31 protein-coding genes are annotated in these 24,532 nt (G+C 71.0%); 7 read left to right on the forward strand and 24 right to left on the reverse strand.

The window, feature by feature from the left end:
* The 3 genes from Ade02nite_RS03635 to Ade02nite_RS03645 form a co-directional block, all read right to left on the reverse strand.
* Positions 1 to 190 (reverse strand): hypothetical protein (locus Ade02nite_RS03635; protein WP_203760056.1); only part of this gene is annotated, 190 nt, incomplete at its 3' end.
* A gap of 197 nt (positions 191 to 387) precedes the next feature.
* Positions 388 to 849: a pyridoxamine 5'-phosphate oxidase family protein gene (locus Ade02nite_RS03640; protein WP_203760057.1), complete on the reverse strand. Its 462-nt coding sequence runs from the start codon at positions 847 to 849 to the stop codon at positions 388 to 390.
* Positions 850 to 888: 39 nt separating this feature from the next.
* Complete coding sequence (locus Ade02nite_RS03645) at positions 889 to 1,383, reverse strand: DUF6636 domain-containing protein (protein ID WP_203760058.1); 495 nt, start codon at positions 1,381 to 1,383, stop codon at positions 889 to 891.
* Between the two features lie 62 nt (positions 1,384 to 1,445).
* On the opposite strand from Ade02nite_RS03645, the gene Ade02nite_RS03650 reads away from it, so the two are divergent.
* Positions 1,446 to 2,711: a tyrosine recombinase XerC gene (locus Ade02nite_RS03650; RefSeq protein ID WP_239168495.1), complete on the forward strand. Its 1,266-nt coding sequence runs from the start codon at positions 1,446 to 1,448 to the stop codon at positions 2,709 to 2,711.
* A 17-nt stretch (positions 2,712 to 2,728) separates the two neighbouring features.
* A complete protein-coding gene (locus Ade02nite_RS03655) occupies positions 2,729 to 3,913 on the forward strand; it encodes an aminotransferase class V-fold PLP-dependent enzyme (protein WP_203760059.1) in 1,185 nt (394 codons plus the stop codon).
* Between the two features lie 3 nt (positions 3,914 to 3,916).
* Here Ade02nite_RS03655 and Ade02nite_RS03660 read toward each other — a convergent pair whose 3' ends face one another.
* The 13 genes from Ade02nite_RS03660 to proS form a co-directional block, all read right to left on the reverse strand.
* The gene (locus Ade02nite_RS03660; RefSeq protein WP_203760060.1) at positions 3,917 to 4,351 is read right to left on the reverse strand and encodes a M23 family metallopeptidase; all 435 of its coding nucleotides are present in this window, start codon (positions 4,349 to 4,351) and stop codon (positions 3,917 to 3,919) included.
* Positions 4,352 to 4,407: 56 nt separating this feature from the next.
* Positions 4,408 to 4,731, reverse strand: a complete 324-nt coding sequence (locus Ade02nite_RS03665) for a DUF2469 domain-containing protein (protein WP_020517955.1) — start codon at positions 4,729 to 4,731, stop codon at positions 4,408 to 4,410.
* Complete coding sequence (locus tag Ade02nite_RS03670) at positions 4,728 to 5,567, reverse strand: ribonuclease HII (RefSeq protein ID WP_203760061.1); 840 nt, start codon at positions 5,565 to 5,567, stop codon at positions 4,728 to 4,730. The genes Ade02nite_RS03665 and Ade02nite_RS03670 overlap by 4 nt, the downstream gene beginning before the upstream one ends.
* Positions 5,567 to 6,010 carry an NUDIX hydrolase gene (locus tag Ade02nite_RS03675; protein ID WP_203760062.1) on the reverse strand — a complete coding sequence of 148 codons (444 nt, stop codon included), beginning with the start codon at positions 6,008 to 6,010 and terminating at the stop codon, positions 5,567 to 5,569. Before Ade02nite_RS03675 ends, Ade02nite_RS03670 begins: the two co-directional genes overlap by 1 nt.
* A gap of 44 nt (positions 6,011 to 6,054) precedes the next feature.
* Positions 6,055 to 6,693: a signal peptidase I gene (gene lepB, locus Ade02nite_RS03680; protein ID WP_203760063.1), complete on the reverse strand. Its 639-nt coding sequence runs from the start codon at positions 6,691 to 6,693 to the stop codon at positions 6,055 to 6,057.
* Positions 6,690 to 7,559 carry a signal peptidase I gene (lepB, locus tag Ade02nite_RS03685; protein ID WP_203760111.1) on the reverse strand — a complete coding sequence of 290 codons (870 nt, stop codon included), beginning with the start codon at positions 7,557 to 7,559 and terminating at the stop codon, positions 6,690 to 6,692. The genes lepB (Ade02nite_RS03680) and lepB (Ade02nite_RS03685) overlap by 4 nt, the downstream gene beginning before the upstream one ends.
* 112 nt (positions 7,560 to 7,671) lie before the next feature.
* Positions 7,672 to 8,028 carry a 50S ribosomal protein L19 gene (gene rplS / locus Ade02nite_RS03690; RefSeq protein WP_203760064.1) on the reverse strand — a complete coding sequence of 119 codons (357 nt, stop codon included), beginning with the start codon at positions 8,026 to 8,028 and terminating at the stop codon, positions 7,672 to 7,674.
* A gap of 124 nt (positions 8,029 to 8,152) precedes the next feature.
* Complete coding sequence (gene trmD, locus Ade02nite_RS03695; RefSeq protein ID WP_203760065.1) at positions 8,153 to 8,911, reverse strand: tRNA (guanosine(37)-N1)-methyltransferase TrmD; 759 nt, start codon at positions 8,909 to 8,911, stop codon at positions 8,153 to 8,155.
* Positions 8,911 to 9,477 (reverse strand): ribosome maturation factor RimM, encoded by a 567-nt coding sequence (rimM, locus tag Ade02nite_RS03700; RefSeq protein WP_203760066.1) that lies wholly within the window; start codon positions 9,475 to 9,477, stop codon positions 8,911 to 8,913. The genes trmD and rimM overlap by 1 nt, the downstream gene beginning before the upstream one ends.
* A gap of 3 nt (positions 9,478 to 9,480) precedes the next feature.
* Positions 9,481 to 9,738 carry an RNA-binding protein gene (locus tag Ade02nite_RS03705; RefSeq protein WP_014447131.1) on the reverse strand — a complete coding sequence of 86 codons (258 nt, stop codon included), beginning with the start codon at positions 9,736 to 9,738 and terminating at the stop codon, positions 9,481 to 9,483.
* On the reverse strand, positions 9,716 to 10,231 hold the full coding sequence (gene rpsP / locus Ade02nite_RS03710) for a 30S ribosomal protein S16 (protein ID WP_203760067.1): 516 nt from the start codon (positions 10,229 to 10,231) through the stop codon (positions 9,716 to 9,718). The genes Ade02nite_RS03705 and rpsP overlap by 23 nt, the downstream gene beginning before the upstream one ends.
* A 171-nt stretch (positions 10,232 to 10,402) precedes the next feature.
* Entirely contained in the window at positions 10,403 to 11,059 is a 657-nt protein-coding gene (locus tag Ade02nite_RS03715; protein ID WP_203760068.1) for a ribonuclease FAU-1 family protein, read from the reverse strand.
* Positions 11,059 to 12,465 (reverse strand): proline--tRNA ligase, encoded by a 1,407-nt coding sequence (gene proS / locus Ade02nite_RS03720; RefSeq protein WP_203760069.1) that lies wholly within the window; start codon positions 12,463 to 12,465, stop codon positions 11,059 to 11,061. Before proS ends, Ade02nite_RS03715 begins: the two co-directional genes overlap by 1 nt.
* Positions 12,466 to 12,540: 75 nt before the next feature.
* On the opposite strand from proS, the gene Ade02nite_RS03725 reads away from it, so the two are divergent.
* Complete coding sequence (locus tag Ade02nite_RS03725; protein ID WP_203760070.1) at positions 12,541 to 13,059, forward strand: SigE family RNA polymerase sigma factor; 519 nt, start codon at positions 12,541 to 12,543, stop codon at positions 13,057 to 13,059.
* Positions 13,049 to 14,416, forward strand: coding sequence for an outer membrane protein assembly factor BamB family protein (locus Ade02nite_RS03730; protein ID WP_203760071.1), 1,368 nt, complete (start codon positions 13,049 to 13,051; stop codon positions 14,414 to 14,416). Before Ade02nite_RS03725 ends, Ade02nite_RS03730 begins: the two co-directional genes overlap by 11 nt.
* Here Ade02nite_RS03730 and Ade02nite_RS03735 read toward each other — a convergent pair.
* From Ade02nite_RS03735 to Ade02nite_RS03760, 7 genes are all read right to left on the reverse strand, one after another.
* The gene (locus tag Ade02nite_RS03735) at positions 14,406 to 15,482 is read right to left on the reverse strand and encodes an amidohydrolase family protein (RefSeq protein ID WP_203760072.1); all 1,077 of its coding nucleotides are present in this window, start codon (positions 15,480 to 15,482) and stop codon (positions 14,406 to 14,408) included. The two genes, Ade02nite_RS03730 and Ade02nite_RS03735, sit on opposite strands and share 11 nt — an antisense overlap.
* A 32-nt stretch (positions 15,483 to 15,514) precedes the next feature.
* Positions 15,515 to 15,907, reverse strand: coding sequence for a Uma2 family endonuclease (locus Ade02nite_RS03740; protein ID WP_239168496.1), 393 nt, complete (start codon positions 15,905 to 15,907; stop codon positions 15,515 to 15,517).
* A gap of 195 nt (positions 15,908 to 16,102) precedes the next feature.
* Positions 16,103 to 16,522, reverse strand: a complete 420-nt coding sequence (locus Ade02nite_RS03745; protein ID WP_239168497.1) for a Uma2 family endonuclease — start codon at positions 16,520 to 16,522, stop codon at positions 16,103 to 16,105.
* 2 nt (positions 16,523 to 16,524) lie between these two features.
* The gene (locus tag Ade02nite_RS49025; protein WP_239168498.1) at positions 16,525 to 16,704 is read right to left on the reverse strand and encodes a hypothetical protein; all 180 of its coding nucleotides are present in this window, start codon (positions 16,702 to 16,704) and stop codon (positions 16,525 to 16,527) included.
* A gap of 55 nt (positions 16,705 to 16,759) precedes the next feature.
* Positions 16,760 to 17,377, reverse strand: coding sequence for a Uma2 family endonuclease (locus Ade02nite_RS03750; RefSeq protein ID WP_203760074.1), 618 nt, complete (start codon positions 17,375 to 17,377; stop codon positions 16,760 to 16,762).
* A gap of 147 nt (positions 17,378 to 17,524) precedes the next feature.
* Complete coding sequence (gene ffh / locus Ade02nite_RS03755; RefSeq protein WP_203760075.1) at positions 17,525 to 19,078, reverse strand: signal recognition particle protein; 1,554 nt, start codon at positions 19,076 to 19,078, stop codon at positions 17,525 to 17,527.
* A gap of 65 nt (positions 19,079 to 19,143) precedes the next feature.
* Positions 19,144 to 19,374, reverse strand: coding sequence for a hypothetical protein (locus Ade02nite_RS03760; protein ID WP_203760076.1), 231 nt, complete (start codon positions 19,372 to 19,374; stop codon positions 19,144 to 19,146).
* A 214-nt stretch (positions 19,375 to 19,588) separates the two neighbouring features.
* Here Ade02nite_RS03760 and Ade02nite_RS03765 point away from each other — a divergent pair, with 214 nt between their 5' ends.
* From Ade02nite_RS03765 to Ade02nite_RS03775, 3 genes are all read left to right on the forward strand, one after another.
* A complete protein-coding gene (locus tag Ade02nite_RS03765; RefSeq protein ID WP_239168499.1) occupies positions 19,589 to 21,358 on the forward strand; it encodes a stealth family protein in 1,770 nt (589 codons plus the stop codon).
* A complete protein-coding gene (locus tag Ade02nite_RS03770; RefSeq protein WP_203760077.1) occupies positions 21,355 to 22,611 on the forward strand; it encodes a nucleotide sugar dehydrogenase in 1,257 nt (418 codons plus the stop codon). Before Ade02nite_RS03765 ends, Ade02nite_RS03770 begins: the two co-directional genes overlap by 4 nt.
* Before the next feature lie 63 nt (positions 22,612 to 22,674).
* The gene (locus tag Ade02nite_RS03775) at positions 22,675 to 23,451 is read left to right on the forward strand and encodes a hypothetical protein (RefSeq protein ID WP_203760078.1); all 777 of its coding nucleotides are present in this window, start codon (positions 22,675 to 22,677) and stop codon (positions 23,449 to 23,451) included.
* Between the two features lie 97 nt (positions 23,452 to 23,548).
* On the opposite strand, the gene Ade02nite_RS03780 is transcribed toward Ade02nite_RS03775, so the two are convergent.
* Complete coding sequence (locus Ade02nite_RS03780) at positions 23,549 to 24,514, reverse strand: glycosyltransferase family 2 protein (RefSeq protein WP_203760079.1); 966 nt, start codon at positions 24,512 to 24,514, stop codon at positions 23,549 to 23,551.
* Between the last annotated feature and the right edge of the window lie 18 nt (positions 24,515 to 24,532).

The raw sequence follows: 24,532 nt of genomic DNA on the forward strand, positions 1-24,532 counted from the left end.
GCAGATGCGGCACACCGCAGGCACGGCACCGCCCGGCACACCGCGGGTGCGACACGCCGAGGTACGGCGCCGCCCGACACGATGCGCACACGGCACACCGCGACGCGACGCCGCCCGACGCGACGCCGCCCGGCACGACGCCGCCCGGCACGACGCCGCCCGGCACGATGCCGCCCGGCACGATGCGCACACGGCACACCGTCGCCGACACGCCGCGGGAAGGCATGACGCGAGCACGGCGCTGCCCGACGCGCGTGCGGCACTCCGCGTCACGACGCCGGGGGCACGGCACGGCAGAGCACGACGCGGCCGACCATCCGGTGGCGGCGGGCGACCCAAGACGAGCCCGTTCGGACAGCCCGTAGCGAGAGCGGCCCTGCCGCAAGGTCAGCGGCGAGTGCGGCGTTCGTGGCCTCGGCCCGCGTGCCACGTTTCGATGACGAGGTGGTCGGCGGGGGTGCCGACATAGGTGAGGACCACCTCCCGGATGTCGAGCCGGAAGAAGCCGGCGTCGGTGTGCGGAGAGTCGGCGGGCGGGGGGATCTCGACGGCCACGCCGGCCATCTTGGCGTCGCCCGGGCCTTTTTCGGGGGCGTCCTTGGGCGGCTCCAGGGTTGGGGCGTGCATGGCCATGCGGGGGTCGCGGCGCAGGTCCAGCAGTTTGACCGCGCCCGGCATGGAGCCGAAGGTGAGCTCGCCGTCCTGGAAGACGGCCTCGGTGGCGCTGATGCGCGGGGAACCGTCGCGGCGGAGCGTGGCGATGGTCTTGTTGGTGCCCGCGTCGAACAGGGCCCTCACGCGCTGCGCGAAGGCCGGTGCGTCCTTTTCGATTTCCATCCAGCTGGCCATGGTGTGGACCCTAGGCCGGGGGTACGACAAGAATCCGTGTCAGAAGAGGTCGTACGTGGCCCGGGCCAGCGCGAAACCGTGGCCGGACTTCTCGTCCTCGCAGGTGACGGACCTGGGCGTGCTGTCGCAGCGGATCGTGCCGGCGCGCACGGCCTCGCCGTACTCCAAAGTCTCGGTCGCGGAGCCGGCGAGCGTGTCGCCGGCGCACGTGAAGTCGGCCTTGCCGTCCTGAAGGAACATGCCGTTGCCCCAGTCGAGCTGGCAGTCCTCGGGCTGCGGCGGCGCGGACCACTGCTTCTCGAGGATGTCGCAGCGGACCGTCGTGGTGGTCAGGTCGCAGACGATGTTCTTCGAGGGCGACTGGAACGTGGCGGCGGAGACTTCCTGCACCCGGCTGCCGAGGCCGGCGACCGCGGAGGGGAACGGCGACGGCGAGGAGGGCGTGGGAGACGGGGTAGGAGAGCCGTCGAGCAGGGAACAGCCCGAGAGCGAGGCGAGCAGGGCGAGCGCCAGAAAGCATCGGAAGCGTGCCATGGTGCCCGGCAGTGTAGTGCCGCACGACCAGCGTGGCCGCTTGACGAGGACCGGGTGGAGCGATGACCGTCAACCCGATGGACACGCGCGACATGCACGAGCGGCTTCCGGACCGGCTGCGGGAGGCCGTGGACGACTTCGGCCACCATCTGGCGCGCGTCGACAATCGTTCGGCCCATACGGTACGGGCGTATCTCGGCGATGTGGTGTCGCTGCTCGACCACGCCGTCCGGGAGGGCGCGACCTCGCTCGCCGACCTGGACATCGGCCTGCTCCGCAGCTGGCTCGCCGCCCGCATGCGCGAGGGCGCCGCCCGCACCTCCCAGTCCCGCCGGGCCGCGGCAGCACGCGCCTTCACCGCCTGGGCCGCCCGCACCGGCCGCATCCCCGCCGACCCGGGCGCCCACCTCGCCAGCCCGCGCGCGCATCGCAGCCTCCCCACCGTCCTCCGCGCCGACCAGGCAGCAGCCCTCATAGAGGGCAGAAGAGGAGAGTCCGAACGGAGAAAGATCCCCCAAGAAACGGGGGCACGGGAGGAGAGGACGCGGGAAGAGAGGACGCGGGAAGAGGCCAGCGAGCAAGGCACACAGCGACCCGCCGCGCAGGGGCAAGGCGCCTGGGATGAGACCGCGGACAGCCAGACAGCGCGGGGGCAAGGCGCACGGGACGAGACGGCGCGCGAAATGGCACAGGGAGCGGATTCCGGCGATCCGGTCGCGCTGAGGGACCGGGCCGTGCTGGAGCTTCTCTACGCCACGGGCGTACGCGTCAGCGAGCTCTGCGGCCTCAACCGCGCCGACCTCGACGAGGCGCGCCGGTTGGTGCGGGTCTTCGGCAAGGGCGCCAAGGAGCGCGCGGTCCCCTATGGCCTGCCCGCCCAGCGAGCGCTCGATGCCTACCTCCGGCACGGCCGACCCCATCTCGCTACGCCAACTGCCCAACCTCACAAATCGGGCAAGGGAACGGGTGCGCCAGGCAGCGGGCACGAAGGCGGCGGAGACAACGGCGGCGGGAACAAAGACGAAGGCCGGGCCGGGCGGGCGGGCAAGGACAGCGACGCGCTGTTTCTCGGGGTGAAAGGGGGTCGCCTCCAGCAGACCGTGGTGCGGCGGATCGTGGACGCGGCGGCGCGGGAAGCCGGGCTGCCGCACACCAGTCCGCACGATCTGCGGCACTCGGCGGCGACCCATCTGCTGGACGGTGGGGCGGATCTGCGGGCCGTGCAGGATCTGCTCGGGCATGCGTCGCTGTCGAGCACGCAGATCTACACGCACGTGTCCACCGAGCGGCTCCGGGCGGCGTTCAAACAGGCGCACCCTCGGGCGTGAGCCCGTACGATCAGGGGGTGAGCGCCGGAGAACCGCCCGCAGCCATCCCCGGCGCCCGTCTTCTGTTCTCGCTCGATCCGGGCGTGTCCTATCTCAACCACGGCTCGTTCGGGGCCGTGCCGATCGTCGTGCAGCGCGCCCAGCAGCGGCTGCGCGACGAGGTCGACGCCAACCCGATGCGGTTCCACGCCGGCAACGGGCTGATGGACCGCATCGTCCATACGCGACGGCATCTCGCGGCTTTTCTCGGCGCCGACCCGGACGGCAGCGCGCTCGTGCCCAACACGACGACCGGCGTCTCGCTGATCCTGCAGTCCGTGCGGCTCGAGTCGGCCGACGAGGTGCTGCTCACCGATCACGGCTACGGCGCGGTGGCCCTCGCCGCCCGGCGGCAGTGCCGGCGGACCGGGGCGACCGCGCGCACCGTCGCGCTGCCGCTGGGTGCGGGGGACGCCGAGGTCGTCGCGCGGGTCCGGGCGGCGCTGCGGCCGGGCAAGACCAAGCTGCTGATCGTCGACCAGATCGCCTCGGCCACCGCGGTGGCCCTGCCGGTGCGGGAGATCGCCGCCGCCGCGCACGAGCACGACATCCCGATCCTGGTCGACGCCGCGCACGTGCCGGGCCAGCTGCCCGTCGAGGTCGCCGCGATCGGGGCCGACTTCTGGGTGGGCAACCTGCACAAGTGGGCCTTCGCGCCGCGGGGCACCGCGCTGCTCTCCGTCGCCCCGCGGTGGCGGCGGCGGATCGAGCCGCTGGTCGTCTCGTGGGAGCAGGAGGAGGGCTACCCACTCAACGTCGAATATCAGGGCACCCTCGACTACACCCCCTGGCTCGCGTCGCCCACCGGGCTCTTCATGCTGCGCACGCTCGGCTGGGAGGCCGTGCGGCGCCACAACGCGGCGCTCGCATCGTACGGCCAACGGGTGATCGGGGAAGCGCTCGGCGCGACCGACCTGCCCCACCCTGGTCATCCGGACGTGGCGATGCGCATCGTGCCGCTGCCCGCGGGGCTGGCCACGACGACGCCGGAGGCGCACGCGCTGCGCGCGCGGATCTCGGAGAAGCTGGCCGCCGAGGTCCAGGTGAACGCCTGGGGTGGCCGCGGCCTGCTCCGCCTCAGCGCCCAGGTCTACAACCGCGCCGACGACTACGACCGCTTGGCCGAGCACCTGCCCCAGCTGTTGAGCGAGTGGCGGCGCTGACGGCTAGAGCGGCAGCAACCGCACCCGCCCGAGGCCGAGCAACGCCAACGGGTCGAGATAGAGCTCGCCGCGCCGCAGCCCCCAGTGCAGGCACGCCGGCGCGGCGCAGCCCGGATGACCGCCCTGGAGCGCCCCGATCACGGCGCCGCCCGCGACCACGTCACCCACCGAGACGGACGGGGTCACCGGCTCGTACGTCGTCCGCAGCCCACCGGCGTGGGCGACGCTGATCACCCCGCGCCCGGCCAGCACGCCCGCGTAGACCACAGTGCCCGGCCCGGCGGACAGCACGGGCGCACCGGGCGACCCTCGAAGGTCGACCCCGCGATGCCCGGCGAGCCACGGATGGGCCGGCGGGTCGAACGGACGGGCCACCGACGGCGGCGACACCGGCCACGCGAACGACAGGACGGCGAGCAGGAACCCCAGGAACGGCATGCCCGCCAGCCTGCCGTCTGCTGGAGATCACAAAAAGGGGCTGTGGATAACCCCGCTCAGCTCCCGAAGCCCGCGTCGTCGGGCAGGGAGATGTCCGGCTTCTCCAGCTCCTCGACGTTCACGTCCTTGAACGTCATCACCCGCACGTTCTTGACGAACCGGGCCGGCCTGTACATGTCCCACACCCAGGCGTCGTGCATCTCGACCTCGAAATACACCTCGCCGTCCGAGTTGCGCACGTGCAGATCGACCTGGTTGGCCAGGTAGAAACGGCGCTCGGTCTCCACCACGTAGGAGAACTGGCGGACGATGTCGCGGTACTCCCGGTAGAGCTGCAGCTCCATCTCGGTCTCGTACTTCTCGAGATCCTCTGCGCTCATCGCTTTTCGCCCTCCATGGCCTCATCTTCCCCCACACACGGCGACGGCTGAGGCTGGTCGCCCGACGCCACGCCGACGGTACCCCCAGCGACGGCTGGAAGCATCGGCGGCTGGGCTTCGGATGCATCAAACAGTACCGGCGCGGCCTCCACCAGGCCGGGACGCCGGGCCCGGGGCGGCCGGTTGCCACGCCCGGAGGCCGCGGCCACGTTCACGTACGAGAACCTGTGCTCGGCGCAGGGCCCGTGCTCGCGCAGCGCGGCGGTGTGCTCGTCGGTGATGTAGCCCTTGTGCACGGCGAACCCGTAGGCCGGGAACTGGTCGTGCAGCTGCACCATCAGCCTGTCCCGGGTCACCTTGGCGAGCACGCTGGCCGCCGCCACGCACGCCGCCACCCGGTCGCCCTTCCAGACCGCGAGGCCGGGCACGCCGAGGCCGTCGACCGGGAAGCCGTCGGTCAACACGTACTCCGGTGGGGTGGACAGCGAGGCGAGCGCTCGCCGCATCGCCGCGAGGTTGCACACGTGCAGGCCGCGGGCGTCCACCTCGGTGGGCGGGATGATCACCACGGACCAGGCCAGGGCGCGGGCCACCACCTCGTCGTAGACGCGCTCGCGGGCGGCCGGGGTCAGCAGCTTGGAGTCGGCCAGCTCGTCGATCTCGCCGCGCTTGCCCTCGGGCAGGATCGCGGCGGCGGCCACGAGCGGGCCCGCGCAGGCGCCACGGCCGGCCTCGTCGGCGCCGGCCACCTGACGGAAGCCGCGGCGCTGGAGCGCGCGCTCGAGGGCGTAGAGGCCGCCTTCCCGGCGGACCACCGTGCGGGGTGGGGCCAGCATCACAGGCTCCGCAACAGCTCGGGGAGCTCGACCGGGAAGATCTGCTCGGCGCTCGCCTCGATCTCCTCGGCCGACCACCAGCGGTGCTCGGTGATGGTCTCCTGCTCGTCTTCGTCCATGCCGGCCATGTCGATCTGGATCTCGGTGACCCGCAGCAGGAAGAAGTCCTGCTCCTGACGATAGTCGCGGCCGTCGTAGCTGAACTCGGTCACCTGATGCCAGAACGGCTCGCCGAGCTCGCCGGCCGGCACCAGCAGCCCGGTCTCCTCGAAGAGCTCGCGCGCGGCGGCCTCGGCCACCGTCTCGCCGGGGTCGAGGCCGCCGCCCGGCGTGAACCACCAGCGCGCCTCGGGGCGGGCCGGATCACGGCCGTGCAGCAGGAGGGTGCGCCCGGCCTGATCGACGAGAAGCACGCGCCCGGCGCGGCGGTCGATGACGGTCACGCCACCAAGCCTATTGCGCTCGGCGTGGATCTTACGAGCGGGTGTTACTTCGGGTCCGGGATCTTGTCGAAGCCGTCCGGCACGGAGAGCCAGGTGGCGCGGTTGACCGGCCAGAACACGGTGAAGGCGCGGCCCACCACCGAGTCCTCGGTGATCGTCGCCTGCTGGATGTCGTGGTCGCTGTCCTGGTAGTGCTCGAGAGAGTCGCCGGACGCCGACCGGTGGTCGCCCATCACCCAGAGCCGGCCCTCGGGCACGGTGATGTCGAAGTTGGTGCTGGCGGGCGGGTCCTGCTGGCCGTCGGCGTCCTTGTAGATGTACGGCTCGTCGAGCGGGACGCCGTTGATGATCAGCTTGCCGGTGCCGGTGTATTGCACGCGGTCGCCGGGCGTGCCGATGATGCGCTTGATGAAGTCTTCGCCGTCGGCGCCCGGCTGCCACTCCTTGGGCGCCTCGAAGACGATGATCTCGCCGCGCTTGGGCTCGCGGAAGTCGTAGACGAGCTTGTTGACGAGCACCCGGTCGAGCACGTTGAGGGTGTGCTCCATCGACGGGGACGGAATGTAGAACGTCTGCAACACGAAGGCGCGGACCAGGACGGCGACCAGGATCGCCACACCCAGGAGAATCGGAAGTTCGCGCCAGAAGGAGCTTTTGCGCTTTTCCGTCTGCTCGTCAATCACGATGGGAGCCTACGACGCCGAATCGAGAACGGCAGTCCGGAACGCGCGGATAACGCCGCACTTAAGATAAAAGGAAGTGCGAAAAGTTCCGTCGCGGGGCCGGGCCGCCGCTCCGGAAGGCCCGCCGCGGTCGGATGGTCGGCGGCGTACGTCTTCCAGACGTCCGGCACCGAGAGGCTGGTGAACCGGCTGCTCGGCCAGACGATCACGAATGCCCGGCCGATGATGTTGTCGATCGGCACGGGACCCTGACATCGCGCGTCCTGCGAGACGGCCCGGTGATCGCCCATGACGAACATCTCACCCTCGGGCACGGTGATCTCGGTGAAGCGCCGGCTCGTGCACTGGTTGGGGTTGGGCGGCTGGTTGATGTCGGAGTTGAAGCCCTCGGCGATGTACGACTCGTCGATGCCCACGCCGTTCACCGTGATGCGGCCCTTGGCGTCGCAGCAGGCCACCTTGTCGCCGGGCAGCCCGATCACCCGCTTGATGAAGTCGCGCTCGCCCGGCCGGCTCACCCCGACGAGGTCGCCGATGGTGCGGCCCAGCTTGGCCACGAACGAGTTGCTGACCTGCTCGGTGACCTCGGGCGCCCAGTTGTCGGTGCCGCGGAAGACCACGATCTCGCCGCGCACCGGGTCGCGCATGTCATAGACGACCTTGTTGACGAGGACCCGGTCCTTGATCTCCAGCGTGTTCTGCATCGAGCCGCTGGGGATGTAGAACGCCTGCACCAGGAAGGTACGGATCAGCACGGCGAGGCAGAACGCCACGATCAGCAGGAGCGGGAGCTCCTGCCAGAGCGGCATCTCCTTGCGCCGGATCATGGACCGTCGCCGTCGCTCGGACGGCCGGTAGCCCTCCATCGGTTCCACGCTTCGCTTCTCCCGCCGCCGACGAAACCGCCCCGGATACAGCACTACCGCCCGAGTATCTCCCTAGGGAAACTTACGGGCGGTAGCACAGGATCGATCAAGATCAGACGGTCTGCTTCTCGCGAAGCTCCTTGATCTTGGCCTTCTTGCCACGGAGCTCACGCAGGTAGTAGAGCTTGGCGCGGCGCACGTCACCGCGGGTCACGACCTCGATCTTGTCGATCGCCGGGCTGTTGATCGGGTAGGTCCGCTCGACACCGACGCCGAAGCTGATCTTCCGGATCTTGAAGGTCTCCCGGAGGCCGGCGCCCTGCCGGGCGATCACGACGCCCTGGAAGATCTGGACGCGGGAACGGTTGCCTTCGACGACTCGGGCGTACACCTTGAGGGTGTCACCGGCGCGGAAGTCGGGAATGTCGGTGCGCTGCGACTGGGCGTCGAGAGCGTCCAGCGTGTTCATCGCTGCATCCTCGTACTCAAGGGCGCACCGGGAGTTCGGTGCGCGGCGGGTGATTCTGACCCCCCGCTATTCCAAGGGGTCCTCGGCTTCGGCCCCACGGCGCGGGGCGAAGTCGGCAACCTCCCTACTTTGCCACAGAGGGAGGCGTGATCTGAAATCCGCCCTCAGCCAGGGCCGCCCTGTCCGACTTGTCCAGCAATTCCGGCGGGTAGGACGCCATCATGTCGGGCCGCCGGGCAGCGGTCCGCAGCAGGCTCTGGGTACGGCGCCAGCGCGCGATCCGCCCATGATCACCGGAGCGCAGGACGTCGGGAACCTCCCGATCGCGCCACGACGCCGGCTTGGTGTAGACGGGCGCCTCGAGCAGGCCGGCCGAGTGCGACTCCTCGTCGAGCGACGATGCGTTGCCGAGCACACCCGGCAGCAGCCGCGTCACGGCCTCCATGATCACGATGACCGCGACCTCGCCGCCGAAGAGCACGTAGTCGCCGAGTGAGATCTCCCGCACCGGCATCCGCGCCGCGGCGTCGTCGATCACCCGTTGGTCGATGCCCTCGTAGCGCCCACAGGCGAAGATCAGATGATCAACGGCGGCGAGCTCGTACGCGTCCGCCTGCGTGAACGGCTTCCCGACCGGCGACGGCACCACGAGCGTCCCGGGACCGACCGCGTCCAGCGCCTGCCCCCACGGCTCCGGCCGCATGACCATGCCGGGCCCGCCGCCGTACGGGGTGTCGTCGACGGTCCGATGCACGTCGCTCGTCCACGTGCGCAGATCGTGCACGTCCACGGAGAGCAGCCCGGTCGACCTCGCCTTGCCGATCAGCGACAGATCGAGCGGGGCGAAGTACTCCGGGAAGATCGAGATGATGTCGACGCGCATCAAAGGTCCAGCAGGCCCTCGGGCAGGTCCACGACGACGCGCCCGCCCGCGATGTCCACCACCGGGACGATGGCGCTCACGAACGGGATCAGCGCCGTACCGCCACCGGCCTTCTTCAGCACGATCAGGTCGGACGCGGGAGCGTGCTCGATGCGCTCGACCGTGCCGTGGACCTCGCCGGAGGCCGATTCGACCCGCAGGCCGATGAGCTGGTGGTCCTGGAACTCGTCCGGATCCTCGGGCGGCGCCAGGGAGGCGCTGTCCACCTGGAGATAGACGCCGCGCAGCGCCTCGGCGACGTTGCGGTCGTAGACGTTCTCGAACAGGGCGATGCCGCGGCCCTGATGCCAGCGGATCTGCTCCAGCACGAGTTGCTTGGGCACTTCATAGCGAACGCCGGAAGCAACGGCCGCCGGGCCGGTGCTGACGCGGCGGTCCTGGGGGACCTCCGTGACGAACACCGACCCGGGGACGAAACGTTCTTCCGGTTCATCGGTACGCACGACAACCGAGACCTCGCCCCGGATGCCGTGCGGCTTACCGATCTGGCCGACTACTAGAAGCATCGATCAGTACGCGTCGACGATGTCCACGCGGATGCCGCGCCCACCGATCGACCCGATGACCTGCCGCAGGGCCTTGGCCGTACGCCCGCCGCGCCCGATGACCGTACCCAGGTCCTCGGGGTGCACGCGGACCTCGAGCCGCTTGCCGCGGCGCGAGTCGACCAGTCGGACCCGGACATCGTCCGGGTTGTCGACGATGCCCTTGACGAGGTGCTCCAGCGCCGGCCGGAGCGCCCCGTCAGCTCGCGTCGGCGCCGGCACCGGCCGGGTCCTCTGCGGTCTCGGCGACGGCCTCGCGGTTGGGCTCGTCGGGCTTGGCGGCCTTGGTCTGCGCCGGCTTGGCCTCGGCGGCCTCCGGAGCGGCGGCGACCTTGTCGGCCTTCTTGGGGGTCTTGGCGGGCGCGTCGGCGACACCGGCGGCGGCCTTGGCCTCGGCCTCGTACACCTCGGCGCGGCTCTGCTTCTCGGGGGCCACGAGCAGCGGCGGCGGGGCCGGCAGGCCCTTGAACTGCTGCCAGTCGCCGGTCTTCTCCAGGATGCGCTGCACGGCCTCGCTCGGCTGCGCGCCGACCGAGAGCCAGTACTGCACACGCTCGGACTTGACCTGGATCACCGAGGGGTGTTCCTTCGGCTGGTAGATGCCCACGTACTCGATGGCACGGCCGTCGCGCTTGGTGCGCGAGTCGGCGACGACGATGCGGTACTGCGGGTTGCGGATCTTGCCCATCCGCAGAAGCCGGATCTTAACGGCCACGGTTCTCTTCGCTCCTGATGAATGCGTGGAGTTGAGCCGACGGTCACCCACGTGGGGTTGCGGGAACCGATGTCTCGATGGACTGGCTTCGCCGGAGGGTTAGAGGGCGCTCCGGCGTACCGACCAAGGAACCATTCTGCCAGATGGGAGGCGGCACCTCCCAACCGGGCGTCAAACGCGCGCCACGACCGGGCGATCCCAGCCCGGCGGGAGCGCGACGGGCGTCTCCCAGGACGGGTCCGGCCGGAAGTCGGTCCAGGTGCCGTCGAAGGGGAACTCCCCCGCCTCGATCTGCTTGACCACGCGGTGTCCCTCGGCCCAGACGGCTGCCGGGTCGGGCACCCAGTAGTGCTCGGGAAGCTCGAGGCGCTCGGTGAACTCGTCCTCGTCCTTCCACTCCCACTCGAGGTCGGAGGTGGCGACGATGTCCAGATCCTGGTCGATCACGTCGATGCCGGCCACGTCACCGTCGTCCCAGCGGACGGCACCCTCTTCGAGGTTCACGTAGTAGGCCGCGAAATTGTCCGATTCATCGCGGAAGAACCACACCGAGTGGTTCGCGCCGGCGGGAAAGAACCGCAGGACGCCCGGCCCGCGCCAGGTGGCGAGCCGGACTGAGCGGGGCGCCGCGATCCAGTCGGCGAACGACGCGAAGTCACGCGGACCGCGCCCGTCGGCGGCCGTCTCCACGGCGACCACCGACGCCTCGGCCACCCAGAGGAGCAGCCCACGCTCGTCGTCCGAGACCACCCGGCCGGGGTGAACGAAGCCGAGCCGGCCGCGGTGGGTGTCACGGTGCAGGATCAGCCGTCCCGCGGCGAAAGCCATCAGTAGGACCGGGCCATGATCGCGATGAGGCCGTCCTCGTCGCCCGAGTCGGGCATCGAGCCGTCCGGGCGGACCAGGCACCGCACGGTGACGGCCTTGCCGTTCGCCTCGGCCTCGCCGTCCTCGCCGACCGCCGACCACGGCACCCGGGCCCAGCCGGTCTGCGCCGCCTCGATCGCGTCGCCGAGCGTCTTGACCTCGACCGTGTTGGCCGCGCGGAACGCCAGCGCCTCGTCGTAGAGCCGCTGCTGGTCCGCCTTGAGCGCGCTGGTCACCGCGCCGGCCACCTCGCCCAGCGCGGTCGGCGTCTTGGAGCCGTCGATCCGGCGCGCGATCGTCACGTTGCCGGTGGCCAGGTCGCGGGGGCCGACCTCGATGCGGATCGGGATGCCCTGGAGCTCGGCGTCGACGGCGCGACGGCCGAAGGGCACGTCCGCGCGGTCGTCGAGCTTCACCCGTACGCCCGCGGCCCGAAGCTCGTCACGCAGCGCGGCCGCCGCCTCGACGACGCCCTCACCGGCCTTGACCACCATGACCTGCACCTGGATCGGCGCCAGGCGCGGCGGGAGCCGCAGGCCGTTGTCGTCGCCGTGCACCATGATCAGCCCGCCGAGCATGCGGGTGGAGGTGCCCCACGAGGTGGTCCAGGCGTGCTCGACGCCGCCGGCGGCCGACGAGTACGAGATGTCGAACGCCTTGGCGAAGTTTTGGCCCAGCTCGTGCGACGTGCCCATCTGCAGCGCCTTGGTGTCGCCCATCATGGCCTCGACGGTCATGGTGTTGGTGGCGCCGGCGAAGCGCTCCTTGCGGGTCTTGCGGCCGGGCACGACCGGGACGGCCAGGAACTCGGTCATGAACGCCTCGTAGACGTTGCGGTGCACGTCACGGGCGTGCTCGCGGGCGTCGGCCTCGCTGGCGTGGGCGGTGTGGCCCTCCTGCCAGAGGAACTCGGTGGTGCGCAGGAAGGTGCGCGGGCGCAGCTCCCACCGCACGACGTTGGCCCACTGGTTGAGCAGCAACGGCAGGTCACGGTACGAGTCGACCCACTTGGCCATGAACTCGCCGATGACCGTCTCGCTGGTGGGGCGCACCACCAGCGGCTCGGCGAGCTCCTTGCCGCCCGCGTGGGTGACCACGGCGAGCTCCGGTGAGAAGCCCTCCACGTGGTCGGCCTCGCGGCGCAGATAGCTCTCGGGGATGAAGAGCGGGAAGTAGGCGTTCTGCACGCCGACGCTCTTGATCCGGGCGTCCATGTCGGCCTGCATGCGCTCCCAGATCGCATAGCCGACCGGGCGGATCACCATGGTGCCGCGCACCGGGCCGTTGTCCGCCAGTTTCGCCTTGGCGATCAGGTCCTGGTACCAGCGAGGGAAGTCTTCCGCACGGGGAGTGAGCACACGAGCCACGAGGCGACATTCTAGTCAGGGGCCGCGCAACCACTCCGACAGGCATCCCGTGTCCTAGGGGGAAGGGCGGTGCGGATGACGGCGACGGACGATTTCGACGGCTTCTATCGGGACACCTCACGCAGGCTGGCGCGGTACGCGTACGGCCTCACGGGTGACACCGCGGAGGCGCAGGACCTGGTGCAGGAGGCCTATGCGCGCGCCTGGCAGCGATGGCGGCGATTAGCCGGCTACGAGAACCCCGAGGCGTGGTTGCGCCTGGTGGTGAGCCGTCTGGCCGCGGACCGATGGCGCCATCTGGGGGTACGCCGTAACAGGCTCGCCCACGCACCGGCGCCACCACCGGCGCCGCCGCCCTCCGAGGACACCGTCCTGCTCGTGCGGGCCATGCAGACCCTGCCGGCCGCCCACCGGCGCGCCCTCGCCCTGTACTACCTGCTCGACCGCTCGGTGGGCGAGATCGCCACCGAGACCGGCGCGTCCACGGGAACGGTCAAGTCGTGGCTGTCCCGCGGCCGCGCCGGTCTGGCCGCCGCGCTGGGCCCCGTCATGGACCCCGTCTTGGAGAAGGAGGAGAGCCACGATGCCCGCTGACCTCGACGACCTGCTCGCCGGACTCGGCCGGGCGGCCGACGCCATCCCGCTGGCCGGCGCGGAGCACGCACGGCAGCGCGGCCGGCAGCGCACCCAGCGGCGGGCGGCGATCTCGGCGGCCCTGGCGGTCTGCCTGGTGGCGGCCGGCCTGGGCACGGTGCTCTCCCGCCCGCGCCACGACGCCGACCGGACGGTCTCGCCGACGCCGTCGAGCACCGCCCTGACCGAGGTCGGCTCGCCCGTCAACACCGGTGGCCCCGCCAAGTCGGTGGTGCAGACCACCCGGGACGGCAAGCTCTTCTCGGCCTGGACGACGCCCGGCGGCGAGACCTATCTCAACGCGGCCGACCTGCACACGGGGGCGGTGCTCTGGGACACGGCGCTCGACTCCCGGCACATGGTGGTGGACGTCCGCGCCGCCGGGAACGTCGTGCTGGTCCTCACCGAATCTCCGGGCGGCGAGCGGCAGGCGTTCCTGGTCGACCGGGCGAACGGGAAGGGGATCCGCTCCTTCCCGGCGCACCGGAAGGACGAGCTGATCCTGACTGACAAGGCCCTCGTGCACAGGCACGCCGAGAACAAGATCGTCGAGGTCCTGGACGTCGGGACCGGGGTGCGGCGCTGGCAGACCTCCGGGCCCGCGGACCCCGACCCGCCCGTGCGCGTCCTGATGCCGGACCCGGTCAAGGCCGACCGGCTGGTCGAGGTGACGAAGGCCGGCAAGATGATCGTCCACGACATGCGCGACGGCAGGGAGCTGCGCACGATCACCCCGGTCATGACCCCGGCCGCCGACTCCCTCTTCGTGACGATCGGCGATCTGGTCTTCCACGACACGGTCCCGTGCTGCGACAGCGCGGCGTACCAGATCGTCGGGACCGACCTGGACACCGGCGAGTCGTACGTGCTCCTGAGCGATGGTCCCGAACGGCTCGTGGGCATGACCGCCTGCGGCGACGATCGGCTCTGCGTCCTCGACGACAAGCCCCAGGTGACCGCGGTCGACCTGGCCAGCAGCATCAAGCTCTGGCAGTCGCCCGCGCCGGAGTCCGCCGCGACGATCTCGGCGATCGGCGACAGCACCCTGGTGACCGGCCGCGGCCCGGCCGTGGTCCTGGACGGCGGCGGGCAGCCCGCGTTCCGGTCCCCCGACGCGAACGTGGACTGGCTCGACGAGGACACGGTGCTGGTGACGCCGAGGCTGACGGCGGGCACGGTGATGACGGTGCGCATCTCCGACCGGCGGCTCACCCGGCTCGGGGACATTCCGGCCCCGAGCGGAGCCTGCGTGCACACCACCGACCGGCTGGCCTGCCCCACGACGACCCACCTGCGGCTCTGGAGCCTTACCGGATAACGCGCCCGCGCAGCACGATGCGGCTGGGCGCGCGCACCACGCGCAGATCGCGCCGAGGGTCGGCCTCGTAGACCACCAGGTCGGCGAGGCCGCCCTCGACCAGCCCCGGGAAGCCGAGCCAGGCGCGGGCTCCCCACGAGGCGCTGGCCAGAATGGTCTCGGCGGGCAGCCCGGCCTCCTCGAGGAGCAGCATCTCCTCGGCGGCGAGCCCGTGCCGGATGCCCCCGCCCGCGTCGGTGCCGACGTAGATCGGGACCCCTGCCTCGTACGCCGCCCGCACCAGCGCCGGGAACCGGTCACGCAGCGAGATCATGTGGTCGGCGTACCCGTCGTACTTGCCCCGCGCCTGATCCGCGATCTTCCCGAACGTCCTGATATTGATCATCGTGGGCACCAGCGCCGTGCCCCGGCGCGCCATCTCGTCGATCAGGCCGAGCGAGATCCCCGTCCCGTGCTCGACCGAGTCGACCCCCGCCCGCACCATGATCTCGACGGCTTCCTCGGAGAACGTGTGCACCGCGGCCCGCGCGCCCGCGGCATGCGCCGCCTCCACGGCCGCCGCCATCGTCGCCGCGTCCCACGAGGGCGCGAGGTCACCCCGCTCCCGGTGGATCCAGTCCCCCACGATCTTGACCCACCCGTTGCCGGCCTTGGCCTCGGCGGTCACCGTCTCGGCGACGTCCTGGGCCTCGACCTCGACCCCGATGTCCCGCAGATAACGCCGCGGCGGCGCCACATGACGCCCGGCCCGCGCGAGCCGCGGAATCCCCGGCTCGTCGTCCAGCTCCGGATAGGGGTACGGCGATCCGGCGTCCCGCAGCGCCAGCACACCCGCGTCCCGATCGATCGCCGCGAGCTCCCGCGCCTGGTCGAGACTCTCGATGGGCCTGGCCCCCGGCGCGATCCCGAGGTGACAGTGCGCATCCACCAGCCCCGGCAACACGAACCCGCCGTCACTGATGGTCTCGGCTCCCGCAACCGGCTCGAAGGTGACCCGGTCGCCCACCAGCCAGAGATCCTTCACGTCCCCTTCGGGCAGGACGGCCCCACGCACATGAAACGCCATAGGAACAGTCCTACCCGACGGCCACCCACCTGTCAGGGGCGGGCGTTTCTCTCGATCCAATCCCGCTTCCGCGTCCACGCCGGCAGATCCAGCGTGATCTCCCAGGGCTGGTGGACCGTGACCAACTCGTCGGTCTGGAGCTGCTGGTGATAATTGCCGTCGGGTCCGAGCAGGTACTGCGTGAAGGTCACCCGATCAGCCAGCGGGTCGATGATCCAATACGACGGGATCCCGGCGACGGCGTAGCTCTTCATCTTGTGCTTGCGGTCGTAGACCACCGAGGACCTGGAAATGATCTCCACAACGAGCGGCACGTCCGCCGCCCGCACCGGCGACCGGTTCGCACCGTCCGTGCGGATGAGCAGGGCGCCCGGCTTGAGCTCGTTGCTCGAGCTGACGAGAACGGCCTGCTCCTGGTTGACCACGAAGTCGCCGTATTCGGGGCAACCGGCGGCTGTCTCGCCCTGGGCCCTCCATCGTAATTGGCACACCGCCGCGCGACGGCCACGCGGCCGCACGCAAGCGCCTCGCGCTCGCGGGTCATGGCAGGCAGATCGATGACCGTGGGCCACGACTCGTCGAGCGGCACGCGCTCGAACGCGGCCTACCGGATCGGCCCGTCACCCGCCGGGACGGGTCTTGCTCCTGATCCGATCGCGACGCCTCGTCCAGGCCGGAAGATCCAGCGTCGTCTCCCACGGCTGATGGACGGTCACAAGGCCATCCGTCTCGATCAGCAGCTCGTAAACGCCCGGAGCGGTGAGCACGAACTGGGAAAAGGTGACCCTTTCGGCCAGCGGATCGACGATCCAGTAGGAGGGGATGCCCGCGGCCGCGTATTCCTCGAGCTTGAGTCCCCGATCGGCCGCCCGCGACGAGGCGGACACGACCTCGACGGCGAGAAGGACATCTCTCGGAAGGACAGGCGAGCAGTCACCGCTCTCCTCCCGCAGAAGGACAACGTCCGGCCGAAGCTCCGTGCGCCGTCCGAGGGCGATCGCCTGCTCAATGTTGACCATGAAGTCGTCCGGGCAGTTCACCTCTATGGCGTCACCGATCTTTTGCTCAGAAGCTGGTGCGTGGTCTTGGCGTGGGTGGACAACACGAGCCTTCCGCCGATCAACTCGTAGCGGAGATCCTCGGGAAGGTCCACCAGGTCATCGACGGTCAGGTCGCGCCGCTCGAGCAGGCGAGGGTCGGCAAGCCGAAGGGAAGCGGTCATCGAGTCCTCCTCGATGGGATCGCGCCTCACCACACTAGGCCCCAGACTAGTTGCTCTATGCCATGTTGTCCCGCTCGTCTCGCTCCATCGTAATCGGCACACCGCCGCGCGACGGCCACGCGGCCGCACGCAGCGCCTCGCGCTCGCGGGTCATGGCGGGCAGATCGATGACCGTGGGCCACGGCGCATCGAGCGTGACCCGCTCGGCGGAATGGAGGCGCCTGCGGTAGCGGCGGTCGGCACCCAGCACAAACTGCGTGATCGAGATCCGTTCGGCCACGGAATCGACGAGCCAGTAGGCCGGGATGCCCGCTCGGGCATAGAGCCACTTCTTCGGCCCGCGATCGATGGCCTCGGACCAGGACGAGGTGACCTCGACGGCAAGGAGCACGTCGCCGACGGGGACTGGCGCACGCAGGGCCGACCTGGCACGAATGACGACGGCATCGATGAAGGGCATGTTGTAGCGGTCCAGTTCGACCGCCATGCCATACGCGGCCGGATACTCCTCGGGAGCATTCCGCCGGAGTGCGTCAACAACATCAACGCACTGGATCTGATGAAACGGCAGTGGCGACGGACGGCGGAAGACCTTGCCGTCGAGCAGCTCGAACCGCAGCTCCTCGGAGAACTCCGCGACGTCGTCGACCGTGAGGCGCGACCCGACGGTCACGCGTCGTCCTGAGCCCTGCGGCATCCGTCACGGAGAGCCGTGAGCGCCGGGACATCGACGGTGATCGGGCAAGGTGTGCGGGCCGCGGGCATCGGGACCTCCTCAGGGGATGTCACGAAGCTACTGTACCCATGCCTAGATCGCCAGTCAGTTCTTGTCGTCGTCCTTCTGCTGCTTCATCAGCTTGTTGAAGTCGAGATTGGGCAGCTTGAAGCCGCCCGCGCCCCCGCCGCCGCCGAGGGCGTTCGGGTCGAGGCCCGGGGGCAGCTGGGGCATGCCGCCCGGGAAGCCCGCGGGCATGCCGCCGCCGGTGCGGGGACGGTTGTTGCCGCCCTTGGTGCCCTTGCGCTTGTTCTTCGGGCTCTTCGTGGCCTTGCGGCGGCCGCCGGGCAGGCCCATCATGCCGCTCATCTGCTTCATCATCTTTTGCGCGTCGGCGAAGCGGTTGAGCAGCTGGTTGACGTCCATGACGGTCACGCCCGAGCCGTTCGCGATGCGGGAGCGGCGGGAGCCGTTCAGGATCTTCGGGTTCTGGCGCTCCTGGGGGGTCATCGACCGGATGATCGCCGTGACCTTGTCGAAGTGGCTGTCGTCGAGCTCGTCGAGCTGGGCCTTCATCTGGCCCATGCCGGGCATCATGCCGAGGATGTTGGCGATCGGGCCCATCCGCCGGACCGCGATGAGCTGGTCGAGGAAGTCCTCGAGGGTGAAGGTCTCGCCGGCAAGCAGCTTGCCGGTCATCTTCTCCTTCTGCTCCTCGTCGAAGGCCTGCTCGGCCTGCTCGATGAGGGTCAGCACGTCGCCCATGCCGAGGATGCGGCTGGCCATGCGGTCGGGGTGGAAGAGGTCGAAGTCCTCGAGCTTCTCACCGGTGGACGCGAACAGGATCGGCTCGCCGGTCACGTGCCGCACCGACAGGGCCGCACCGCCTCGGGCGTCGCCGTCGAGCTTGGACAGGACCACGCCGGTGATGCCGACGCCGTCGCGGAACGCCTCGGCGGTCTGCACCGCGTCCTGGCCGACCATGGCGTCGATGACGAAGATGACCTCGTCGGGGTCGACGGCGGCGCGGATGTCGCGGGCCTGCTGCATCATCTCGGCGTCGATGCCGAGGCGGCCGGCGGTGTCGACGATGACGATGTCCTTGGCGGCGCGCTTCGCGTGCTCGATGGAGTCCTTCGCCACCTGCACCGGGTCGCCGACGCCGTTGCCGGGCTCGGGCGCGTAGACCTCGACGCCGGCCCGGCCGCCGAGCACCTGGAGCTGGTTGACCGCGTTGGGGCGCTGGAGGTCGGCGGCGACGAGCAGCGGCTGGTGGCCCTGGTTCTTGAGCCAGCGGGACAGCTTGCCGGCGAGGGTCGTCTTACCGGAGCCCTGGAGACCGGCCAGCATGATCACCGTGGGCGGCTGCTTGGCGAACTGGAGCCGCCGCCCCTCGCCGCCGAGGATGTTGATGAGCTCCTCGTGGACGATCTTGATGATCTGCTGCGCCGGGTTGAGCGCCTGCGAGACCTCCGCTCCGCGGGCGCGCTCCTTCACGTTGAAGATGAAGGCCTTGACCACGGGCAGCGCGACGTCCGCCTCGAGCAGCGCGAGGCGGATCTCGCGCGCGGTGGCGTCGATGTCGGCATCGGTGAGCTTGCCCTTGCCGCGGAGCTTGGTGAAGATCCCAGAAAGGCGGTCACTCAAAGTGTCAAACACGGTGCGACTTCCCGTTGGTCAGAAGGTGGGTGGTGCACCGCAAGCCTAGCCGCCCGCGCCGAGCCTTACTTGTTGCGCATCCGGTAGGTCTTCGCCGCGGCCTCGATGCGCCGCTGCGTGCGCCCGTCCTGCGAGATCGACTTCTTGGCCTTGGCGTAGAGGTAGTAGCCGCCGCCGACCACCAGGGCGCCCACGATCAGGTAGAACAGCACCGGCCCGATCAGGTTGGCCGCCACCCAGCCGACCACGACGACGCCGGCGATCAGAGCCACGAGAAATGCGATGGCCTTGCCCATCTCGACCTCCCCAGGTTGTGAGTCCACCATGACGCAGCGAGGCAACCCGGCGCATCGGCCGTATCCCTGAGCGAACCCGTAGGGGTCGGCCGGGGAAGATCGGCCACGTCACACCGGCAAATCGCGTATACCGGTGATATAGGGCGTCACTTACGGCGCAGGCGCCAGTTGAGGGTCACAGCACAGCGACTGACCCCGGCGGAAGGACGACGGCGTGCATCTGCGGCGGATCCTCGGGCTGGCGCCCTGGCCTGTCCGGCGGCGCGTGATGCGCCAGCTGGAGCTGCGGCTCCTGCCCCGCGTCCCGGCGGACCGCCGGTTGCGGACGGCCCGGCGGCTGGCTCCGCTGGGACCCCGCCGCCGGCTGCTGCCGCCACCGGCCGACGCGCCGGCCATGCGGGTGCGCACGGCCGCGGCGCGCCTCACGGCCCGTCGTTCGCCCTGGTCGGATCCCGCATCGGTACGCCGTGAGAACCTCGACCGCGTCGTGGCGGCGCTCGAGACGGCGGGCATCGACTGGTTCCGCGTCCCCGCCGACTCGCTGACCCGTACCGCCGTGGCCGTGCCCGAGGACGACCGCGAGCGCGTCCTGGAGGTGCTCGCGGCCCTCACCGCCGCCGAGGTGGGGCGCCTGGAGATCGTGGGCCGCCGCGCCACCACCCGGCTGCTGCGGGTGAGCTGGCCGGTCACCGACACGGGCGGGCACATCGTGTACGGCACGGAATACGCCTGCGAGGTCGAGCTGTGGCGGGCGGCCGACGGCCGTCTCACCGGGCCCCGCCCCAACCCGGTCGCGAGCTCGGTGCCGGCCGGCGAGCCCGGCACGCTCGCCCCCGAGCCGGTCTTCGGCTCGTTCGGCGTCCCCGGCCCGCTCCCCCGCTACCGCACCCGCGAGATCTTCACCATGGTGAGCCCGGACCGGGTGGCGTTCCCGATCGACGCCGTCTACACCTGGGTCGACGGCGAGGACCCCGGCTGGTACGAGCGCAAGGCGCGGGCGCTGCGCGACAACGGCTGGGTCGCCGGCTCCAGCGGGCAGACCGCCAACCGGTCGCGCTTCGTCTCCCGCGACGAGCTGCGCTACTCGCTGCGCTCGCTGCACGCGTTCGCCCCCTGGATCCGGCACGTCTTCCTGGTCACCGACGACCAGGTGCCGGCCTGGCTCGACCTGGACCGCGCCGACCTCACCGTGGTCAGCCACCGGGAGATCTTCGGCGACACCGGGCGGCTGCCCACCTTCAACTCGCAGGCGATCGAGTCGCGGCTGCACCGCATCCCGGGGCTGGCCGAGCACTTCCTCTACCTCAACGACGACGTCTTCCTGGGCCGGCCGGTGCCGCCGGAGATGTTCTTCACCCCGGGCGGGCTCACCCGCTTCTTCCCGTCCACGGCCCGGGTCGACTCGGCGCCGCGGCGGCCCGGCGACACCCCGGCGAACTCGGCCGGCAAGAACAACCGCGATCTGATCCGGGACGCGTTCGGCCGGGTGCTGACCCGCAAGATGAAGCACACGCCGCACCCGTCGCGCCGCAGCGTGCTCGCCGAGATCGAGCTGCGTTTCGCCGACGAGGTGGCCGCCACCGCCGGGCACCAGTTCCGGCATCCGGAGGACATCGCGCTGCTCTCCTCGCTCCAGCAGTACTACGCGTACCTGACCGGGCGGGCCGCGCCGGGCGAGATCGAGTACCTGTACACCGACCTGGCCGACCCGGCGACGCCGTTCCGGCTGGCGCGGCTGCTGCACAACCGCAACCTGGACGCCTTCTGCCTCAACGACACCGACTCGGCCGACGACCTGGCTCCGGAGCAGGCCGCGCTGCTGGCCGAGTTCCTCCCGGCCTACCTGCCGTTCCCCTCGCGCTGGGAGCTCGCCGAGCCGCGACCGGGGACCATGCCGCTCTCCCCCGTCGCCGCGCCGGTGATCGGCCGCCAGGCGACGAGGGCGCCGCGACCGGCCCCGCTGACCGAAAGGCCTCTCGCATGACCGTCGTCATCCTCGGGCTCGGCTACGTGGGCCTGCCGCTCGCGCAGCAGGCCGTGCGCTCCGGGCTGGCGGTCACCGGTTTCGACGTGCAGCCGTCGGTGGTGGCCTCGCTGGCCGCCGGCCGCTCGCACGTCGACGACCTGAGCGACGCCGACATCGCCGAGATGCTCGCCGGCGGCTTCACGCCCACCTGCGACGAGCGGGCGATCGCCGCCGCCACGACGGCGGTCGTCTGCGTGCCGACCCCGCTCGCCGAGGGCGACGGCCCGGACCTGCGGGCGGTCGTCGCCGCCACCGAGGCGATCGGCCGCAACCTGCGCCGGGGCATGCTGGTCGTGCTGGAGTCGACCACCTATCCGGGCACCACCGACGAGGTCGTCCGCCCGTTGCTGGAGCGGCTCTCCGGGCTGACCGCCGGCATCGACTTCCACCTGGCGTTCTCGCCCGAGCGGATCGATCCGGGCAACGAGCGCTTCGGCGCGCGCAACACACCCAAGGTGGTGGGCGGCTACACGCCGGCCTGCACCGACCGGGCGGCGGCGTTCTACGGCTGTTTCGTCGACACCGTGGTGCGCACGCGCGGCACCCGCGAGGCCGAGACCGCCAAGCTGCTCGAGAACACGTACCGGCACGTGAACATCGCCCTGGTCAACGAGATGGCGCGGTTCTGCCACGAGCTCGGCATCGATCTGTGGGACGTGATCCGGGCCGCCGCCACCAAGCCGTTCGGCTTCCAGGCCTTCTTTCCCGGCCCGGGCGTGGGCGGGCATTGCATCCCGATCGACCCCAACTACCTGAGCCACAACGTGCGCAGCCGGCTGGGCTATCCGTTCCGCTTCGTCGAGCTGGCCCAGGAGATCAACGCGACGATGCCGGACTACGTGGCGCGGCGGGCGCAGAACCTGCTGAACGCGGACGGGCAGGCCGTGCACGGCGCCACCGTGCTGCTGCTCGGGGTCACCTACAAGCCGAACATCGCCGACCAGCGCGAGTCGCCGGCCACCCCGCTGGCCCGCCAGCTCGCCGCGCTCGGCGCGACAGTGCTCTACCACGACCCGCACGTTCCCCAGTGGACGGTCGGCGACGTCGAGGTGTCGCGCACCGACGACCTGGAGGGCGCGACCACCTCCGCCGACCTGGTGATCCTGGTGCAGAACCACCGCGAGTACGACGCCGACCACCTGGCGGGGCTCGCGAAGCGCTTCTTCGACACCCGCGGCGCCACGACCGTCCGGCACGCGCACCGCCTTTGACCGCCGCCGAAAGAGGCACGCCGGGGTAGCGCGGCGCGGTCGCGCTCCGGGATCATTCGCGCCATGCGCCGCCTCGCCCTGCGAATCGCCGTCGCCCTCACGGCGGCGGCTCTCCTCGCCGCCGTCGTCGCCTGGGCCGCGTGGCGCGTGACGGCCGGCGATCTGCCCGGTGACGAGCGGATGCACGCCCTCGCCGGGATGGTCGTCCAGGGATCGGAGAAGGGCACCGACATCACCCGGGCCGGCCATGTCTCCGGGTCCGCCTACGGCGACGACGGTGGCGGCGTCCTGGGCTGGGTGCTCGGCATCGACGAGTACGGCGCGGGCTTCGCCGAGATGTCGTTCGGCGAAGCCCGGACCGACCTGGTCGCCGCCCGGGCGCGGCTCGAGGCGGACGGATGGCGGGTCGGCGACGACGGCTCCGGCGGGCTCACGGCGGCGAACGACGACTGGCGGCTGACGTTCCGGCCGTCCGACGGCGAGGGCTCGGACGCCGAGCTGCGGGTGGAGCGGGCGGCGCCGATCGCGGCGCTCGTGCTGACCGCGCTCGCCTGGATCGCGGGCCTGGTGCTGGGCCGGCGGGCCGCCGAGCGGTTCGGCAACGGCCTGGGCCTCGCGGCGCTGCTGTTCCTGGCGTTCAACACCTTTGGCACCACGGCGTGCCTGGTGGCCGACGCGCTCGCCGTGCGCGGCACCGGGCCGTTCCCGCTGCCGTGGGAGATCTCGATGCGGTTCGGCGTCCGCCTGTTCGCCGTGCTGGGGCTCGTGCTGGCCGCGCTTGCCCCGCTCTTCCCGCAGACCATCGCGCCGGCCGCCGCCCGCCGCGGGGTCAACGCGTAGCGCGTCCGCCGCGGGGTCAACGCGTAGCGCGTCCGCCGCGGAGACAACGCGTAGCGCGTCCGCTGCGGAGTCAACGCGTAGCGCGTCCGCCGCGGGGTCAACGCGTAGCGCGCTCCGCGACCGGCTCCGGCGCGACCGGAAGCCCGTCGACGCGCTCCTGCACCAGATAGCGGGGCCGGCCGCGCACCTCCTCGTGGATCCGGGCCAGGTATTCGCCGATGACGCCGAGGCCCAGCAGCACGAACGTGCCCATCACGAGCAGCAGCAGGATGACCGTCGGGAAGCCGGCGACCGATCCGCCGTTGACCCAGCGGATCAGCGTCTGGGCGCCGAGCACCACGGCGAACGCCGCGAACGCCAGCCCCACGAAGGTGACCAGGTGCAGCGGGGCGGAGGTGAACGAGGTGATGCCGTTGACGGCGAGGCGGAACAGCGACCGGAACGTCCAGCGCGATCCGCCGTCCGCGCGGTGGTCGATGTCGACCTCGATGGTGCTGCGCCGGAAGCCGATCCAGCTGCTGGTGCCGCGGAAGAACGACGAGTGCTCGGGCAGCCGCAGCAACGCGTCCAGCGCGGCCCGGCTGAGCAACCGGAAGTCGGTGGCGTCGACGAGGTCCACTGTGGTCATCGCCGTGAACGCCTTGTTGAACAGGCGCCCGCCGATCCGGCCGACCAGGCCCTGCCCGGCGCGGTTGCGCTTGACCGCCTCGACGACGTGCGCGCCCTCGCGCCAGCGGCGGACCATGGCGGGGATCGCCGCCGGCGGGTGCTGCAGGTCCGAGTCGATGACCACGACGGCGTCGCCGGTCGCGTGCTCCAGGCCGGCGAGCACGGCGGGCTCCTTGCCGAAGTTGCGGGAGAGCTGGATGCCGCGCACCCGCCGGTCGAGCAGGGACTGCCGCACGATGCGGTCCCACGAGTCGTCCCGGGAGCCGTCGTCGACCAGCACCAGCTCGAACCGCAGCCCGGCGCCGGTGAGCACCTCCGTGAGCCGCCGCACGAACCGTTCGACCCCCGGCCCCTCGTTGTGGACCGGCGCGACCACCGAAATCAGCGCGCTCATGCCCGGGCAAACGACGCG

It is taken from the genome of Paractinoplanes deccanensis, assembly GCF_016862115.1.
In the GTDB taxonomy this organism is placed as follows: domain Bacteria; phylum Actinomycetota; class Actinomycetes; order Mycobacteriales; family Micromonosporaceae; genus Actinoplanes; species Actinoplanes deccanensis.

Coding starts and splice junctions, on each gene's coding strand:
- Ade02nite_RS03640 (WP_203760057.1), bottom strand. CDS start 849: ATGGCCAGCTGGATGGAAATCGAAAAGGACGCACCGGCCTTCGCGCAG.
- Ade02nite_RS03645 (WP_203760058.1), bottom strand. CDS start 1,383: ATGGCACGCTTCCGATGCTTTCTGGCGCTCGCCCTGCTCGCCTCGCTC.
- Ade02nite_RS03650 (WP_239168495.1), top strand. CDS start 1,446: ATGACCGTCAACCCGATGGACACGCGCGACATGCACGAGCGGCTTCCG.
- Ade02nite_RS03660 (WP_203760060.1), bottom strand. CDS start 4,351: ATGCCGTTCCTGGGGTTCCTGCTCGCCGTCCTGTCGTTCGCGTGGCCG.
- Ade02nite_RS03665 (WP_020517955.1), bottom strand. CDS start 4,731: ATGAGCGCAGAGGATCTCGAGAAGTACGAGACCGAGATGGAGCTGCAG.
- Ade02nite_RS03670 (WP_203760061.1), bottom strand. CDS start 5,567: ATGCTGGCCCCACCCCGCACGGTGGTCCGCCGGGAAGGCGGCCTCTAC.
- lepB (WP_203760111.1), bottom strand. CDS start 7,559: ATGGAGGGCTACCGGCCGTCCGAGCGACGGCGACGGTCCATGATCCGG.
- rplS (WP_203760064.1), bottom strand. CDS start 8,028: ATGAACACGCTGGACGCTCTCGACGCCCAGTCGCAGCGCACCGACATT.
- trmD (WP_203760065.1), bottom strand. CDS start 8,911: ATGCGCGTCGACATCATCTCGATCTTCCCGGAGTACTTCGCCCCGCTC.
- rimM (WP_203760066.1), bottom strand. CDS start 9,477: ATGCTTCTAGTAGTCGGCCAGATCGGTAAGCCGCACGGCATCCGGGGC.
- Ade02nite_RS03715 (WP_203760068.1), bottom strand. CDS start 11,059: ATGGCTTTCGCCGCGGGACGGCTGATCCTGCACCGTGACACCCACCGC.
- Ade02nite_RS03725 (WP_203760070.1), top strand. CDS start 12,541: ATGACGGCGACGGACGATTTCGACGGCTTCTATCGGGACACCTCACGC.
- Ade02nite_RS03730 (WP_203760071.1), top strand. CDS start 13,049: ATGCCCGCTGACCTCGACGACCTGCTCGCCGGACTCGGCCGGGCGGCC.
- Ade02nite_RS03735 (WP_203760072.1), bottom strand. CDS start 15,482: ATGGCGTTTCATGTGCGTGGGGCCGTCCTGCCCGAAGGGGACGTGAAG.
- Ade02nite_RS49025 (WP_239168498.1), bottom strand. CDS start 16,704: ATGACCGCTTCCCTTCGGCTTGCCGACCCTCGCCTGCTCGAGCGGCGC.
- Ade02nite_RS03760 (WP_203760076.1), bottom strand. CDS start 19,374: ATGGGCAAGGCCATCGCATTTCTCGTGGCTCTGATCGCCGGCGTCGTC.
- Ade02nite_RS03770 (WP_203760077.1), top strand. CDS start 21,355: ATGACCGTCGTCATCCTCGGGCTCGGCTACGTGGGCCTGCCGCTCGCG.
- Ade02nite_RS03775 (WP_203760078.1), top strand. CDS start 22,675: ATGCGCCGCCTCGCCCTGCGAATCGCCGTCGCCCTCACGGCGGCGGCT.
- Ade02nite_RS03780 (WP_203760079.1), bottom strand. CDS start 24,514: ATGAGCGCGCTGATTTCGGTGGTCGCGCCGGTCCACAACGAGGGGCCG.